The sequence below is a fragment of the Corynebacterium marinum DSM 44953 genome, from assembly GCF_000835165.1.
In the GTDB taxonomy this organism is placed as follows: Bacteria; Actinomycetota; Actinomycetes; order Mycobacteriales; family Mycobacteriaceae; genus Corynebacterium; species Corynebacterium marinum.
This window is the reverse complement of sequence record NZ_CP007790.1, coordinates 793,369-806,748: the sequence shown is the minus strand read 5'-3', so window position 1 is coordinate 806,748 and position 13,380 is coordinate 793,369. Positions and strand designations below refer to the sequence as shown.

General features: G+C 68.0%; 14 protein-coding genes. 8 read left to right on the top strand and 6 right to left on the bottom strand.

Features of this window, described 5'->3' with window-relative positions; genetic code table 11:
- The first annotated feature begins 13 nt into the window (after nt 1-13).
- Nucleotides 14-271 (top strand): exodeoxyribonuclease VII small subunit, encoded by a 258-nt coding sequence (locus B840_RS03965; protein ID WP_042621057.1) that lies wholly within the window; start codon nt 14-16, stop codon nt 269-271.
- A 494-nt stretch (nt 272-765) separates the two neighbouring features.
- A complete protein-coding gene (locus B840_RS12830; RefSeq protein ID WP_052491084.1) occupies nt 766-972 on the top strand; it encodes a hypothetical protein in 207 nt (68 codons plus the stop codon).
- On the opposite strand, the gene B840_RS03955 is transcribed toward B840_RS12830, so the two are convergent.
- A complete protein-coding gene (locus B840_RS03955; protein WP_084602769.1) occupies nt 944-1,516 on the bottom strand; it encodes a DUF4245 domain-containing protein in 573 nt (190 codons plus the stop codon). The two genes, B840_RS12830 and B840_RS03955, sit on opposite strands and share 29 nt — an antisense overlap.
- A 187-nt stretch (nt 1,517-1,703) precedes the next feature.
- Here B840_RS03955 and glpX point away from each other — a divergent pair, with 187 nt between their 5' ends.
- Together glpX and B840_RS03945 are read left to right on the top strand one after the other, a co-directional pair.
- A complete protein-coding gene (glpX, locus tag B840_RS03950) occupies nt 1,704-2,717 on the top strand; it encodes a class II fructose-bisphosphatase (RefSeq protein ID WP_042621055.1) in 1,014 nt (337 codons plus the stop codon).
- A 117-nt stretch (nt 2,718-2,834) separates the two neighbouring features.
- A complete protein-coding gene (locus tag B840_RS03945) occupies nt 2,835-4,235 on the top strand; it encodes a class II fumarate hydratase (protein WP_042621054.1) in 1,401 nt (466 codons plus the stop codon).
- A 71-nt stretch (nt 4,236-4,306) separates the two neighbouring features.
- Here the strand turns inward: B840_RS03945 and B840_RS03940 are convergent, their stop codons facing one another.
- Nucleotides 4,307-5,269, bottom strand: a complete 963-nt coding sequence (locus B840_RS03940) for a hypothetical protein (protein WP_042621053.1) — start codon at nt 5,267-5,269, stop codon at nt 4,307-4,309.
- 89 nt (nt 5,270-5,358) lie between these two features.
- Here B840_RS03940 and B840_RS03935 point away from each other — a divergent pair, with 89 nt between their 5' ends.
- Nucleotides 5,359-6,033 carry a TetR/AcrR family transcriptional regulator gene (locus tag B840_RS03935; RefSeq protein WP_052491083.1) on the top strand — a complete coding sequence of 225 codons (675 nt, stop codon included), beginning with the start codon at nt 5,359-5,361 and terminating at the stop codon, nt 6,031-6,033.
- Entirely contained in the window at nt 6,027-7,583 is a 1,557-nt protein-coding gene (locus B840_RS03930; protein WP_042621052.1) for an MDR family MFS transporter, read from the top strand. Before B840_RS03935 ends, B840_RS03930 begins: the two co-directional genes overlap by 7 nt.
- A gap of 15 nt (nt 7,584-7,598) precedes the next feature.
- On the opposite strand, the gene B840_RS03925 is transcribed toward B840_RS03930, so the two are convergent.
- The 4 genes from B840_RS03925 to B840_RS03910 all read right to left on the bottom strand — a co-directional run bounded on the left by B840_RS03925 (nt 7,599) and on the right by B840_RS03910 (nt 11,203).
- Nucleotides 7,599-8,126, bottom strand: a complete 528-nt coding sequence (locus tag B840_RS03925; RefSeq protein WP_042621051.1) for a GNAT family N-acetyltransferase — start codon at nt 8,124-8,126, stop codon at nt 7,599-7,601.
- A 72-nt stretch (nt 8,127-8,198) separates the two neighbouring features.
- Nucleotides 8,199-9,572 carry an RNA 5'-3' helicase PhoH2 gene (gene phoH2 / locus B840_RS03920; protein ID WP_042621050.1) on the bottom strand — a complete coding sequence of 458 codons (1,374 nt, stop codon included), beginning with the start codon at nt 9,570-9,572 and terminating at the stop codon, nt 8,199-8,201.
- Nucleotides 9,573-9,852: 280 nt separating this feature from the next.
- On the bottom strand, nt 9,853-10,464 hold the full coding sequence (locus B840_RS03915) for an LGFP repeat-containing protein (protein WP_042621049.1): 612 nt from the start codon (nt 10,462-10,464) through the stop codon (nt 9,853-9,855).
- Nucleotides 10,465-10,543: 79 nt separating this feature from the next.
- The gene (locus tag B840_RS03910) at nt 10,544-11,203 is read right to left on the bottom strand and encodes a LysR substrate-binding domain-containing protein (protein WP_042621048.1); all 660 of its coding nucleotides are present in this window, start codon (nt 11,201-11,203) and stop codon (nt 10,544-10,546) included.
- A gap of 63 nt (nt 11,204-11,266) precedes the next feature.
- Between B840_RS03910 and B840_RS03905 the strand changes: the two genes are divergently transcribed.
- The gene (locus B840_RS03905) at nt 11,267-11,632 is read left to right on the top strand and encodes a DUF5997 family protein (protein WP_042621047.1); all 366 of its coding nucleotides are present in this window, start codon (nt 11,267-11,269) and stop codon (nt 11,630-11,632) included.
- A 327-nt stretch (nt 11,633-11,959) separates the two neighbouring features.
- Nucleotides 11,960-13,366: an MFS transporter gene (locus B840_RS03900; RefSeq protein ID WP_042621046.1), complete on the top strand. Its 1,407-nt coding sequence runs from the start codon at nt 11,960-11,962 to the stop codon at nt 13,364-13,366.
- The last annotated feature ends 14 nt before the right edge of the window (nt 13,367-13,380 follow it).

Here is a 13,380-nt window from a genome sequence, read left to right as displayed (position 1 = left end):
AAGGAGACAGAGCATGAACGACAATGTGGTGGGTAGCGGCCAAGCCGGCCAGAACGCCTTCCCCGACGTGGCCGACCTCAGCTACGAGCAGGCGCGCGACGAACTCATCGAAACCGTGAAAATCCTCGAGCTCGGCCAGATGGGGCTCGACGAGTCCTTGAAGTACTGGGAACGCGGAGAATCTCTCGCGCGGCGCTGCGAGGAGCACCTCGACGGCGCCGCCCGCCGCGTGGAGGAGGCGCTGGGCAACGTACGCCCGGCCGAAGACTAGCGGTTTTGTCTACCCGTCGACCGGCGTCCATGCCATTACCCCGGACCGCGTGAGCGGGACAGAGTGGGCGGTCCCGGAACCGCGCCCCTTCTCGCTGGGCCGGTGGACCGGTTTCGTGGTGACGGGAGAGAGTCCCGGATTCCTGGCCCCGACGGCGGACTTCGCGGTAGCCACGACCGCAGATCTGGGGCCGTGGCCACCTACGCGCTCCTCATCGCACTGGGAGCGGCCGAGGGGCTCCTGCTGGCACTCGGGGCGATGTGCCGCCGCTCCAGTGGGTGGCGGCAACGACGGTGGGCGCGGTACTCGCGTGGTCGCTGGGCATGCTCCCCTCGACGTTGACGGAGGCGGGCGTACATGTGGAGATGACACAGGCGGGGACGTGGGCCGTGCTGGTGCCGGGGGCCTTCATTCTGCTCTCAGCCATTCCCGTAGCCCAGTGGACCGTGCTACGTCGGACCGTGCCGCGCGCAGGGCGGTGAATTCCCCTGACCATGGTCGCCTGGCTGGCGGGACTGGTGTGCACCCTCCTGCCGGGCCCCTTCGTGGACGCCACCACCCCGGCCCCCGTGCTGTTGATCTCCTTCGTGGGGACGGGCGTGGCCATGGCCACCACGGTCGCGGTCCTCACCGGGCTCGGGCTCAGGAGGATTCTCGCGACGGGCGCCCGCGTCAGGAGCTCGGCAGCGGCTCAGAGGTGACGGTGGCCTCGATGATGGTGAGGAAATCCTCTTCCCTGCTGGCACCGCCGAACAACAGTCGGGCGTCACCCATGTCCACCGCCCAGAGGTCACGGACGTCCGATTCCTCGGAGTGGTAGACCTCCACCTGGTAACCGGCGACGTCGATGGTGCGGTCCAGGTCGCGGCGGTGGGAGTCGATGCCGCGGACGGCGTCGGCGAGCGGCAGCGAAGTCTGGGTGAGCTGGATGAAACCGCCCTCGGCGGTCACCCAGCCGACGACGGGCGAGGGAGTCTGCTCCACCTGGCTGCGGCGGGCCGAGTTGGTGGTCCACCCCTCGGGGCTCTCCGGCAGGCGCAGCGGGAAGGACGCCGCGCGGGCCTCCATCCCCATGAAGGTGCGGGCGTCGACCTCGCGCACGGGCCCGTTCTCCGGGGTTCCCGGTTCATAGCTGCACAGGCCGGTGGCACCGACGCTGACGACCATGAGAACGACGACGACGAGGAGCGACAGGATCATATCCCGGCCGCTCTGGAAGATCCTGGGCTTTTCCGCTGCAGACACGGCCCCAAGTATGTCAGAACGGCGCCAGTTCAGGAATTCCTCCTCCAGATGTGGCGCACCCCCCTCTTTCGGGTGGAGAAACCCTCACCGGCGGGCCGAAGAGGTGGAACAATAGCCGGGAGGCGGGTGGACAACCTCCACTGAGCCAGTCACACGCACATACCTTGCCCGCAGGAGGCCGTTAAACATGAATGCACCCCACCCCGAAGCACCCGATCGTAACCTCGCGATGGAGTTGGTTCGCGTCACCGAGGCGGCCGCACTGGCATCGGGGCGTTGGGTCGGCCGGGGGATGAAGGAGGAGGGTGACGGCGCGGCAGTGGACGCGATGCGCCAGCTCATCAACTCCGTGAACATGAACGGCGTCGTAGTGATCGGCGAGGGCGAGAAGGACGAGGCCCCGATGCTCTACAACGGCGAGCGCGTGGGCAACGGCCAGGGCGCCGAGGTGGACATCGCCGTCGATCCCGTCGACGGAACCACCCTGATGGCCGAGGGCCGCCCCAACGCCATCTCGATCATCGCGGCCGCCGAGCGCGGCTCCATGTACGATCCCTCCGCCGTGTTCTACATGGACAAGATCGCCGTGGGCCCGGAGGCCGCGGGCACCATCGACATCGAGGCGCCGGTCGCCCACAACATCAACGCCGTCGCCAAGGCCAAGGGCATCAAGCCAGCCGACGTCACCATCGTCGTGCTGGACCGCCCCCGCCACCTCGAGCTGATCACCGACATCCGCCGCGCGGGTGCCAAGGTTCGCCTCATCTCCGACGGCGACGTCGCGGGCGCCATCGCCGCCGCACAGGACTCCAACTCCATCGACATGGCCATGGGCATCGGCGGCACCCCCGAGGGCATCATCACGGCCTGCGCCCTCAAGTGCATGGGCGGCGAGATCCAGGGCAAGCTCTGGCCCACCTCCGACGAGGAGGCCGGCCGCGCACGCGATGCGGGCCTTGATCTCGACTCCGTTCTGGGCATCAACGACCTCGTATCCTCCGACAACTGCTACTTCGCGGCCACCGGCGTGACCAACGGCGACATGCTCCGCGGCGTGTCCTACCGCGCCAACGGCGCCACCACCCGGTCCCTGGTAATGCGCTCGAAGTCCGGCACCGTCCGCTTCGTCGAGTCCCGCCACCAGCTGGCCAAGCTGCAGGAGTACTCCGTGATCGACTACTCCAAGGATCCTTCCGCCTAGACCGGTATCATCCGGCATACTTGTACGGGCCATGTCCCGGCGGCCCGTACGACGTTCCACTCCCCCCTGCCGGGCAGTTTTCACACGTTCGTTCTACAGACAAAAGGTGGTTTATCCATGACCGAGCAGGAATTCCGCATCGAACACGACACCATGGGTGAGGTCAAGGTCCCGGTGAACGCACTGTGGCGTGCCCAGACCCAGCGTGCCGTGGAGAACTTCCCGATCTCCGGCCGCGGCCTCGAGTCCGCTCAGATCCGCGCGATGGGCCTGCTCAAGGCCGCCTGCGCGATCGTCAACGAGGAGCGTGGCCTCCTGCCGACGGAGCAGGCCGACGCCATCGTCGCCGCCGCCCGCGAGATCGCCGACGGGACGCACGACGCCGAGTTCCCCATCGATGTGTTCCAGACCGGTTCCGGCACCTCGTCCAACATGAACACCAACGAGGTCATCGCCTCCATCGCGAAGGCCAAGGGCGTCGAGGTCCACCCGAACGACCACGTCAACATGGGCCAGTCCTCCAACGACACCTTCCCCACCGCCACCCACGTCGCGGCCACCGAGGCAGCGGTCAACGACCTCATCCCGGGCCTGAAGGTCCTGCATGAGTCCCTGGCGAAGAAGGCCGTGGAGTGGAAGGACATCGTCAAGTCCGGCCGCACCCACCTCATGGACGCTGTCCCGGTCACCCTGGGCCAGGAGTTCGGCGGCTACGCCCGCCAGATCGAGCTGGGCATCGAGCGCATCGAGTCCACCGTCGAGCGCCTGGGCGAGCTGCCGATCGGCGGCACCGCCGTGGGCACCGGCCTCAACACCCCGGCCGACTTCGGCGCGAAGGTCACCGAGGAGCTCAAGAAGCTCACCGGCGTGGCGGAGCTCTCCGAGGCGAAGAACCACTTCGAGGCGCAGGCCAACCGCGACGCGCTCGTCGAGTTCTCCGGCGCCATGCGTACCGTGGCCGTCTCCCTGTACAAGATCGCCAACGACATCCGTCTCATGGGCTCCGGCCCGCTGACCGGTTTCGCGGAGATCCACCTGCCGGACCTGCAGCCGGGCTCCTCCATCATGCCGGGCAAGGTCAACCCGGTCCTGTGCGAGACCGCCACCCAGGTCTCCGCCCAGGTCATCGGCAACGACGCCGCCGTCGCGTTCGCCGGCACCCAGGGCCAGTTCGAGCTCAACGTGTTCATCCCCGTCATGGCACGCAACGTCCTCGAGTCCTCCCGTCTGCTGGCCAACACGGCCCGCGTTTTCGCGGAGAACCTGGTCGACGGCATCGAGCCGAACGTGGAGCGCATGCGCACCCTGGCGGAGTCCTCGCCGTCCATCGTGACCCCGCTGAACTCCGCGATCGGCTACGAGAACGCCGCCAAGGTGGCCAAGACCGCTCTGGCAGAGGGCAAGACCATCCGCCAGACCGTCATCGACATGGGCTTCGTCGACGGCGAGACCCTCACCGAGGAGGAGCTGGACAAGCGCCTCGACGTCCTCGCGATGGCCAACACCGACCGCGACTAGTCCTCCCGCTTATTGACGCCCCGCGTCGCCCGCCGCCGTCAGGCCCGGGCGCCGCGGGGCGTCCGTGATTCTCAGCCCCGGGCGATGAGGTCCATGAGGTAGGGCGTGGGGCTGATCTTCAGCTCCCGCGCCTGCGGATCGAAGGAGGACAGGGTGGACACCTCGCCCTCGTGCCACATGTGCAGCAGCGGCGAGACGGTGTGCGGGCCGTCGACCGCGAGCTGCGCGGCGACGGGTGCGAGCCTGCCCAGCCCCTGGAGGAGGTCCTCCCCGGTGCTGATGTCGCGGGCGAGCAGGATGTGCCGGGAGGGGACGGCGAAGAGGACGCCACGGGACTGGTCGAGATCCGGCGCCCAGGCGCGGAGCACCTCTTCCAGGAGAATCGGCGCCGACGCGACGTAATAGCTGCCCGACTCGAAGGAGCGGAAACGCGCCCCGGGGCGCTGCTCGGAACCCGGGTGGTTCTGCGCGTGCACCCTCGCGCCGAGGAGTTCCCCGCGCAGGTTGTTCCGGGCGGCGCGGACGAGGGTGTCCAGGCTGTCGACCTCCCGGAGCCGCGCCAGTGGCATGGTCTGGATGGAGCGTTCCGTGTCCAGGACGAGGGTGACGGCGGTGTCGGCGGTGAACTCGTTGAGCGTGGCGGAAGCGACGATGTCGGCCTCCTCCGGAACGAGGTTCTTCGTGGGTGCGAGGCGCAGGCGCAGGCCCGCGTAGAGGTCGGCGGTGCCGAGGTCCTCCGCGTGCTCGTCCTCGAGGACGGTGGTGACGAACGCCCGGGCCATGGTGCGCGCCGCCCTGGGGTGCTGGGAGGAGGCGACGTCGCCGAGGAGATTCTCCAGATTCACGGTAACGCGGCCGCGCCGGGGGTGCTCGATGATGGCGTGGCGGCCGTCGAAACGCACGGTCGCGCCCTTCTCCGCGAGGGTGCGGCGCAGTGCCGTGCGGAGCTCACCTGCCCTGCCCCGCGTGAGACCGGGGAAGTGGTGGTCGGGGAGGTTCCGCTGACGGAACGCGTGGACACGGCGCAGAATCATCAGGATCGAGACTACCCCCAACCAGACGACACCGCCCCCGAAAATGTGCACTTGAGTGCAAAGGTGCACTGAGTGTAAGGTATGATCTCATGATTGATGAGACCCCACTCCGGGAGAGGAAACGCCAGGCCACACGCCGACGAATTGAGGATGCGGCCACGGATCTCGTCGAAAAGCACGGCTTCGCCGACGTCACCGTCGAGGACATCTGCCGCGCCGCGGATATTTCACGCCGCACCTTCTTCAACTACATGGAGTCCAAGGACGAGGCCGTCCTCGGCATTCCCCCCATGTCGATCGCCGAGGACCGGCGTCAGCTGCTGGTGGAGACCCCCTCCGACAACCTCGTGAAATCCGCGCTGGAACAGGTCGTGGCCACCCTGTCGGACGCCGAGAGCGAGGACATCGAGGCCGGTGCGGACCAGGAGTTCCTGAACATCCTGCGGGAACGGCGCCACCGCATCATCGCCGCCGAACCCTCCGTGGCGATGATGTCGGTCAACCGCTTCCGGGAACAGGCGAAACTGATCCACCAGCTCATCCTCGACCACCTCGAGCGGCACCCCGCCGACCGCAGGCTCGGCGACCAGCCCCCCGAGATCGAGGCCTCCATCATCGCCGCGCTCATCCGCGAGAGCGTGTGGCTCCACATGTCCCGCCTGAGCCGGCAGTCCGCCCCCCACTCCGACCACGCCGCCGGGGCACGCATGCTGCCCGAGACCGGTCAGCTCATCTCCGACTTCGCAAAGGAACTGTCTTGGTAACCACCGCCACCCGCCCCGAGGCGCCGGCCCAGCGCGTCGGCCTCATCTTCGGCGCCCTCCTGACCACGATGCTCATGAGCTCGCTGGGCCAGATGATCTTCTCCACCGCCCTGCCGACCATCGTCGGCGAGCTCGGCGGCGTCAACCACATGAGCTGGGTCATCTCCGGCTTCATGGTCACCATGACCATCGCCATGCCGATCTTCGGAAAACTGGGCGACATGGTGGGGCGCAAGTGGCTCTACCTCTTCGGCATCGGCACTTTTGTCGTCGGCTCCACCATGGGCGGCTTCGCACAGTCGATGGAGTTGCTGGTCGTCGCCCGGGCCATCCAGGGCTTCGGCGCCGGCGGCATGATGGTCACCTCCCAGGCCATCGTCGCCGAGGTGGTCCCGGCCCGCCAGCGCGGCAAGTTCATGGGCATCATGGGCGCGATGTTCGGCGTGAGTTCCGTGCTCGGCCCGGTCCTCGGCGGCTGGTTCACCGACGGCCCCGGCTGGCGCTGGGGACTGTGGATCAACGTCCCCCTCGGTCTCCTCGCCTTCACCGTCTCCCTGCTGGCCCTCCGCCTGCGCACCGGCAGCCGGGACAACCTCCGCTACGACTGGCTGGGCACCGCGCTGATGACCGTCACCACCGCCTCGTTGATCCTGCTGGCCACGTGGGGCGGCACCGAGTACGAGTGGGGCGACCCCGTCATCCTGGGCCTGATCGCCACCACCGTCATCGGCGCGATCCTGTTCATTCTCGTCGAGCTGAAGGCGACGAACCCGCTCATCCCGATGGACCTGTTCCGCAACCGCAACATGACCCTGACCACCGTCTCCGGCACCGTCATGGGCCTGGCCATGATGGGCGCGCTGGGCTACCTGCCGACGTACCTGCAGATGGTCCACTCCCTGACCCCGACCGACGCGGGACTGATGATGATCCCGATGATGGTGGGCATGATCGGCACCTCGACGAGCGTGGGCTTTCTCATCGCCAGGTCCGGGAACTACAAGATCTACCCCGTCGTCGGCTTGGGCGTCATGTCCGGCGCGCTGTGGCTGATGTCCCGGCTGACGGTGGAGACCACGCTGGTCCAGCTGGGCATCATCTTCTTCCTCTTCGGCTTCGGCCTCGGTCTGGTGATGCAGGTGCTGGTGCTCATCGTGCAGAACTCTTTCCCGATCCAGATCGTGGGCACCGCCACCGCCGCAAACAACTTCTTCCGGCAGATCGGCTCCGCCCTCGGCGCCTCCCTGGTCGGCGCGATGTTCATCCACAACCTGCAGGCCAACCTCGCCGACCGCCTGCCCGGCGCCTTCGCACAGATGGGCGAGGAGGGGCAAGCCTACGCGGAACAGTTCTCCGCGGGCGGCGGTGCCGCGAATTCGCTGACCCCGGAGGCCGTGATCCAGCTGCCCGCCCCCATCCGGGAGGTGATCCTGAGCAGCTACAACGACGGTCTCGCGCCGGTCTTCCTGCTCATGGTGCCGCTGACGCTTTTCGCCATGTTCATTCTCCTGCCTGTCAGGCAGGACAAGCTCAAGGAGACGGTGGAGTAGGCGGATTCCCGCCCGCTACTCCCCCGGCTTGGGCAGCAGCTTCTCGTAGACGACGGTGTCGCGCCACTGGCCGGCCATGTCGCCGTAGTTCATCTTCGCCAGGTGCCGGAAGGTGCCCACCTTCTCGAAGCCGCGGGAGACGTGCAGCGCCGCCGAGCCCTCGTTCTCGGGGAAAACCCAGGCGTGGATGCCCCACTTGTGCAGGCCCTGGCACACCTCGATGAGCTTGTCCAGGAGCGCGCCCGCCACCCCCCGGCCGCGTGCGTCAGGGTGGATGTAGATGGAGTTCTCGACGACGCCGTGAAAGACGGAACGGCTGGATATGGGTGCCGCGGCCACCCAGCCCAGCAACTTGTCGGGGTCTTCGACGTCCACCGCGACGAACACGGTTTCCAGGATCTTCGACCGGGAGAACTGCTGCCAGGTCGGCGCCTGCGTCTCATACGTCGCGTGGCCGGATTCCAGGCCAGTCTCGTAGATGGCGCGGACCTGGGGATAGTCCTCGGGACGGATGGGTCGGAGCGTGAAGGTCACATCTGCCATGCCGACATTGTTGCCCACCCGTCGCAGGGCCCGCAAACGCTGGGCGTGCGCGGGCCCTCCCGGCGACCGCCCCTAGGACCCGTCCTCGAGCAGATCGGTGACCAGTTCCGCGATAGCCGAACGCTCGGAACGCTGCAGCGTGATGTGCGCGAACAGCTCGTGGTCCTTCAGCTTCTCGATGACCGCCTGGACGCCGTCGTGGCGGCCCACCCGCAGGTTGTCCCGCTGCGCGACGTCGTGTGTGAGCACGACGCGCGACCCCCGGCCGAGGCGGGAGAGGACGGTCAGCAGCACGTTGCGCTCCAGGGACTGCGCCTCGTCGACGATGACGAAGGAGTCGTGGAGGGAGCGGCCGCGGATGTGGGTCAGCGGGAGGACCTCGATCAGACCGCGCGCCTGGATCTCCTCCATGACGTTGTCCGAGACGAGTCCGTCCAAGGTGTCGAAGACCGCCTGAGCCCAGGGGTTCATCTTCTCGGTCTCGGAACCCGGCAGGTAGCCCAGGTTCTGCCCGCCCACGGCGTAGAGGGGACGGAAGACGACGATGCGGCGGTGCTCGTTGCGTTCGAGCACCGCCTCCAGCCCGGCGCACAGCGCCAGCGCCGACTTCCCGGTGCCGGCCCGCCCACCGATGGAGATGATGCCGACGTGGTTGTCCAGCAGCAGGTCGAGGGCGATGCGCTGCTCCGCCGAACGCCCCTGAAGGCCGAAGGCCTGCTGGTCGCCGCGCACCAGACGCACGCCGCCGTCGCGGGTGATGCGCCCCAGCGCGGACTGGGTGGACGTGGTCAACCGGATACCGCAGTGGACGGGTAGCTCGGCGACGTAGTCGCCTGAGTCGGTCATGGCGGTGTCGGCGAGCTGCGCCTCCCCCTCGCGGTAGAGGGTGTCGATGGTTTCTGCGTCGGTGTGCGCGTCCGCGATACCGGTGTAGCCGGTGAGCACGACATCCTGGGCGTGGTACTCGTCGGCCTGCAGACCGACCGCGCCGGCCTTCACCCGCAGCGGCACGTCCTTGGTGACGAGCGTGGTGTCCCGCCCCTCGCGCTGGAGGTTGAGAGCGCAGGCGAGGATGCGGTGGTCCCCCTCCGTCCCGCGGAAGGCCGCCGGAAGCTGCGACTGGTCCTGGTGGTTGAGCTCGACCCGCAGGGTGCCGCCCTCGGCGTTGACGGGCACGGGTTGATCGAGGCCCTCGTAGGTGGAGCGCAGATCCTCCAGCATCCGCAACGCCTGACGCGCGAACCAGCCGAGTTCCGGGTGATGGCGCTTGCCCTCCAGCTCGGTGATCACCACGACCGGCAGCACCACCTCGTGCTCTGAGAACTTGCGCAGGGCCCACGGGTCGCTGAGCAGGACGGAGGTGTCGATGACGTAGGTTCGTGTGTCGACGGCCGAGTGGCCGTCCAGGTCGCGGGCGGTGAGGTAGTCGGTGGTCGAGTCGAACATGGCGCAGGCTCCCCTGGTGTGGCGGGCCGGGTACCCGTCACCGCCACGGTCCAACATCATCTCGGGGCACGGCCGTCGAGCCGGTACCGGCTCTCGGACGGACGCGGGCCGGACAGTGCATCCGGTTGCCATCAGGCTAACCCTGACGCCCCCGACGCGCGACGTAAATCACATGGTTGTTACATGAATATCAGGTAACCAACGGCCCCTGACCTGCACAACAGAAAGCCGGCGGCTCCCCCCGTGCAGGTGGAGCCGCCGACTGTCCGGGACGTGCGGGTCAGTTCTCCTGAACCTCGGCGGAGAACTCGCCGTCCTCGTCCGCGATCCAGGAGATGGTGCCGTTGGCGAACTCCTGGATCCAGCCGGTCCCGTCGGGAGCCGTCTGCTCGGGCCCCGTCGGGAGGCCGAGGGTGTTCTCCAGCCCGCCGTCCTCGAGCCACTTGTTGGCGATCTCGCCGACGATCGGGATACCGCCGAGGTCCTCGGAGAAGGTCGCCAGGTTGCCGCCCTGGAAGATGGCCAGCGCCTGGCCGATGTTGTTGGTCTCCACCGTCTCCGGCGCGCCCCACTCCGCGGCGAACTCGTCGAAGGCTGCTGCGGCGGCGGCCGGGACCACCACGTTGCCTTCCGCGGTCTCGTATTCGACCTCGTCGCCGGAAGGTTCGACGCCCTCGCCCTCCTCGGCGGCCTCCTCGTCTTCGGCGACGGAGGGAGTGGTCGCCTCGACGTCATCCCGGTCGACCTCGGTCTCCTCGCCGGCGGCGTCCGTGGTGGTGACGGTCTCTTCGCCGGCGGTGTCGCCGTCATCGGCGCAGGCGGTCATGCCGAAAGCGAGGGTGGCTGCGGCGGCGCCTGCCAGGATGCGGCGGGTCAGGATGGTGGATTTCATGGTGATCTTCCTTTCTACGGTGACGTGTGCCATCCAGCCTATATGTGTTCCGCGACACAAAAGTGCCTATTTTTTCGTTTTATTTCCGCCGCGGCCTCTTCGTCTGCTTCTTGACGCCGCCCGCCTCCGCCCGCCGCTTCTGTTTCGCCAGCGACTTCTCCCTGGCGGAACGCTTCGGAACTGCCTGCCGCGAGGAATTCGGGGTGCGGCCCCTGGCGATGCCGACGAAATCCTGGATCGCCTCCGAGTCCCCGGACCGGCCCCACACCAGCGCGATGCGCGTGTCCGGACCGTCCCCCGCAAAATCCCGGTGCTCGACCTGCTTGCGGGACAACACCCTGAGCAGCGGGCGGGGCGCGATGACCACGCCCACGTTCGCCGCCACCACCTGCAGTCCCGCCCGCACCGCAGGAACATCCACGACGCCGTCGGCGGGCGTGCGCCAGTGGACGGCCTCGCCCTCGATGTCCGAGGGTGTCACCCGGTCGAGCAGGGTCAGCTCACTGTCTTTGGGGACCGCGATCCCGGGGGCCTCCCGGTAGAGCTCCACCACGTGGTGATCGGCGGTGACGCGCGGATCCGGCAGACGGGCGAGGGCGAGATCCGCGCGGGCGTCGAGAAGATCGGCAATCGGATCCTCCGAATCCGTCGTGACCATTCGGCCGTGGGCAGTGCGGTCCCGGAAGCGGGTGAACCATTTACCGGGTTCGGTGCCGGTGACGAAACTCAGGCGCAGCATGGGGGTAATGCTACCGTTGGAGGCGTGAATGAAGAGTCCGCACGTCAGCCGTCCGGCACAGCGATGAAGCCGCAGACCGCGGCGAAGAAGCTGGGCATCTACCTGCCTGCCACTCCGGAGGAGTTCCAGAACAACGCCGTCACCCACGCAGAGTTGAAAGCCCTGCTGGAGACCCCGCCGGAGTGGCTCGCAGAGCTGCGCCGCACCGGCCCCCACCCGCGCCCCGTCGTCGCACAGAAGCTGGGCATCACCGTCACGGCGCTCAAGCGCAACGACATGGACAAGCCCTTGACCACCGCCGAGATCAAGGCCCTGCTGGAGGATCAGCCCGACTGGCTGCGCGCCGCACGCACCGCCCTGGCTGAAGGCCGGGAGAACACGGCGGGCGAAGAACCCGACGGGGAAGACACGGAAACCGAGAGCCAGTAACGCACTCACCCACACCAGGGGCGCCGAATGAACCGAAGTGTTCACTCAGCGCCCTTTTGTTCACCCCCGCATTGGGGTGGCGCCCCGCACCCGCCACCGAGGAAGCGGCCCCCCGGCAGGCGCGGACGGGGCCCCGGATAACGCCACCCACCTGCAGCGGCCCAGACCCCGCCCGGACCCCCTCCTGCCGGGGACGCTAAGGGCCGGACAGGATCCCCCGGGCAGTTACTAGGGACGCCCCCGGTGTCATGTGGCCTGTAACACTTCTAGAGTTCGATCATCCTCTCCGTCACAGAGCAACCGCATCGAACCACAGAAGGAACCACAGTGAAATCCACCGAAACCTGGGCATCACCGGCACACCGCCGGACGGTGTACCTCGTCCTCGCCGTCGTCGGCATCTCGATCCTTTTCGACGGCTACGATCTCGTCATCTACGGCGCCGTCCTGTCCACCCTCATGGACGACCCCAGCCACATCGGACAGCTCTCCCCCGCCGTGGCGGGCACCCTCGGCTCCTACGCCATGATCGGCGTCCTCATCGGAGCCCTGACCGCCGGCGCCGTCGGCGACCGCCTCGGCCGCCGCAAGGTCATGCTCACCGCCATTGCCTGGTTCTCAGCCGGCATGGCACTGACCGCGCTGTCCACCTCCATCGTCATGTTCGGCTTCCTGCGCTTCCTCACCGGCCTGGGCGTCGGCATGATTGTCGCCACCGGCGGCGCCATCATCGCCGAGTTCGCACCGAAGAACCGCCGCAACCTCTTCAACGCCATCGTCTACTCCGGTGTCCCCATGGGCGGCGTCATGGCCTCCCTGTTCGCCCTCGTTCTCGAGGACACCCTCAGCTGGCGCGGACTGTTCATGATCGGTGCCACCCCGATCCTCTTCCTCCTGCCGCTGGCCTGGTTCGCCCTCCCCGAGTCGCCCCGCTGGCTGGTCTCCCGCGGCCGCAAGGCCGACGCCCTCGCCATCTGCGCCCGCCACGGCCTGCCCGAGGACAGGTTCATCCTGGACCCCGCACCCCGCCCCGCTGCACCCGGCCACACCATCACCGCCGCTGCTTCCGCCCGCCGGAGCGACATGGAGAAGACCGGCTTCGCGGGGATCTTCTCCCGCTCCTACCTTCCCGGCACCCTGCTGATCGGCCTCATGTCCTTCATCGGCCTGCTCTCCACCTACGGCCTGAACACCTGGCTCCCGAAGATCATGCAGGCCAACGGCGCCTCCTCCCACGACTCGCTGTACTCCCTGCTCGCCCTCAACGGCGGCGCCGTCGTCGGCGGACTGATCGCGGCCTCCTTCGCCGACAGGTTCGGCGCGAAGGCGGTCATCACCTCGACCTTCATCCTGGGCGGCATTTCCCTGGCCATCCTGCCCACGTTCGAGACCGTCGCCCCGATGTACCCCCTCATCGCACTGGCCGGTATCGGCGTCATCGGCACCCAGGTGCTCACCTACGGCCTGGCCTCGAACTACTTCGGCACCGCCTCGCGCGCCGCCGGCGTGTCCTGGGTCGCCGGCTTCGGCCGGCTGGGCGGCATCGTCGGCCCGCTGATCGGCGGCCTGATCATCGGCGCCGGCTTCGGCCCGACCGTCTCCTTCTGGATCTTCGCCGGCGCGGCCATCCTCGGTGGCGTGGCCACCGCCCTCATCCCGCGCTCCCCGGCCGAGGCCGAGATCATCGAGATCTCCGAGCCGGTCACCCGTTCGCCGGAGCTCACCATCAAATAGGCACAGCCCCTCAC

Bases quoted from the DNA above. Each gene is read 5' to 3' on its own strand.
- glpX (WP_042621055.1), top strand. From the start codon at position 1,704: ATGAATGCACCCCACCCCGAAGCACCCGATCGTAACCTCGCGATGGAG.
- B840_RS03940 (WP_042621053.1), bottom strand. From the start codon at position 5,269: ATGATTCTGCGCCGTGTCCACGCGTTCCGTCAGCGGAACCTCCCCGAC.
- B840_RS12830 (WP_052491084.1), top strand. From the start codon at position 766: ATGGTCGCCTGGCTGGCGGGACTGGTGTGCACCCTCCTGCCGGGCCCC.
- B840_RS03910 (WP_042621048.1), bottom strand. From the start codon at position 11,203: ATGCTGCGCCTGAGTTTCGTCACCGGCACCGAACCCGGTAAATGGTTC.
- B840_RS03935 (WP_052491083.1), top strand. From the start codon at position 5,359: ATGATTGATGAGACCCCACTCCGGGAGAGGAAACGCCAGGCCACACGC.
- phoH2 (WP_042621050.1), bottom strand. From the start codon at position 9,572: ATGTTCGACTCGACCACCGACTACCTCACCGCCCGCGACCTGGACGGC.
- B840_RS03925 (WP_042621051.1), bottom strand. From the start codon at position 8,126: ATGGCAGATGTGACCTTCACGCTCCGACCCATCCGTCCCGAGGACTAT.
- B840_RS03945 (WP_042621054.1), top strand. From the start codon at position 2,835: ATGACCGAGCAGGAATTCCGCATCGAACACGACACCATGGGTGAGGTC.
- B840_RS03915 (WP_042621049.1), bottom strand. From the start codon at position 10,464: ATGAAATCCACCATCCTGACCCGCCGCATCCTGGCAGGCGCCGCCGCA.
- B840_RS03965 (WP_042621057.1), top strand. From the start codon at position 14: ATGAACGACAATGTGGTGGGTAGCGGCCAAGCCGGCCAGAACGCCTTC.
- B840_RS03905 (WP_042621047.1), top strand. From the start codon at position 11,267: ATGAAGCCGCAGACCGCGGCGAAGAAGCTGGGCATCTACCTGCCTGCC.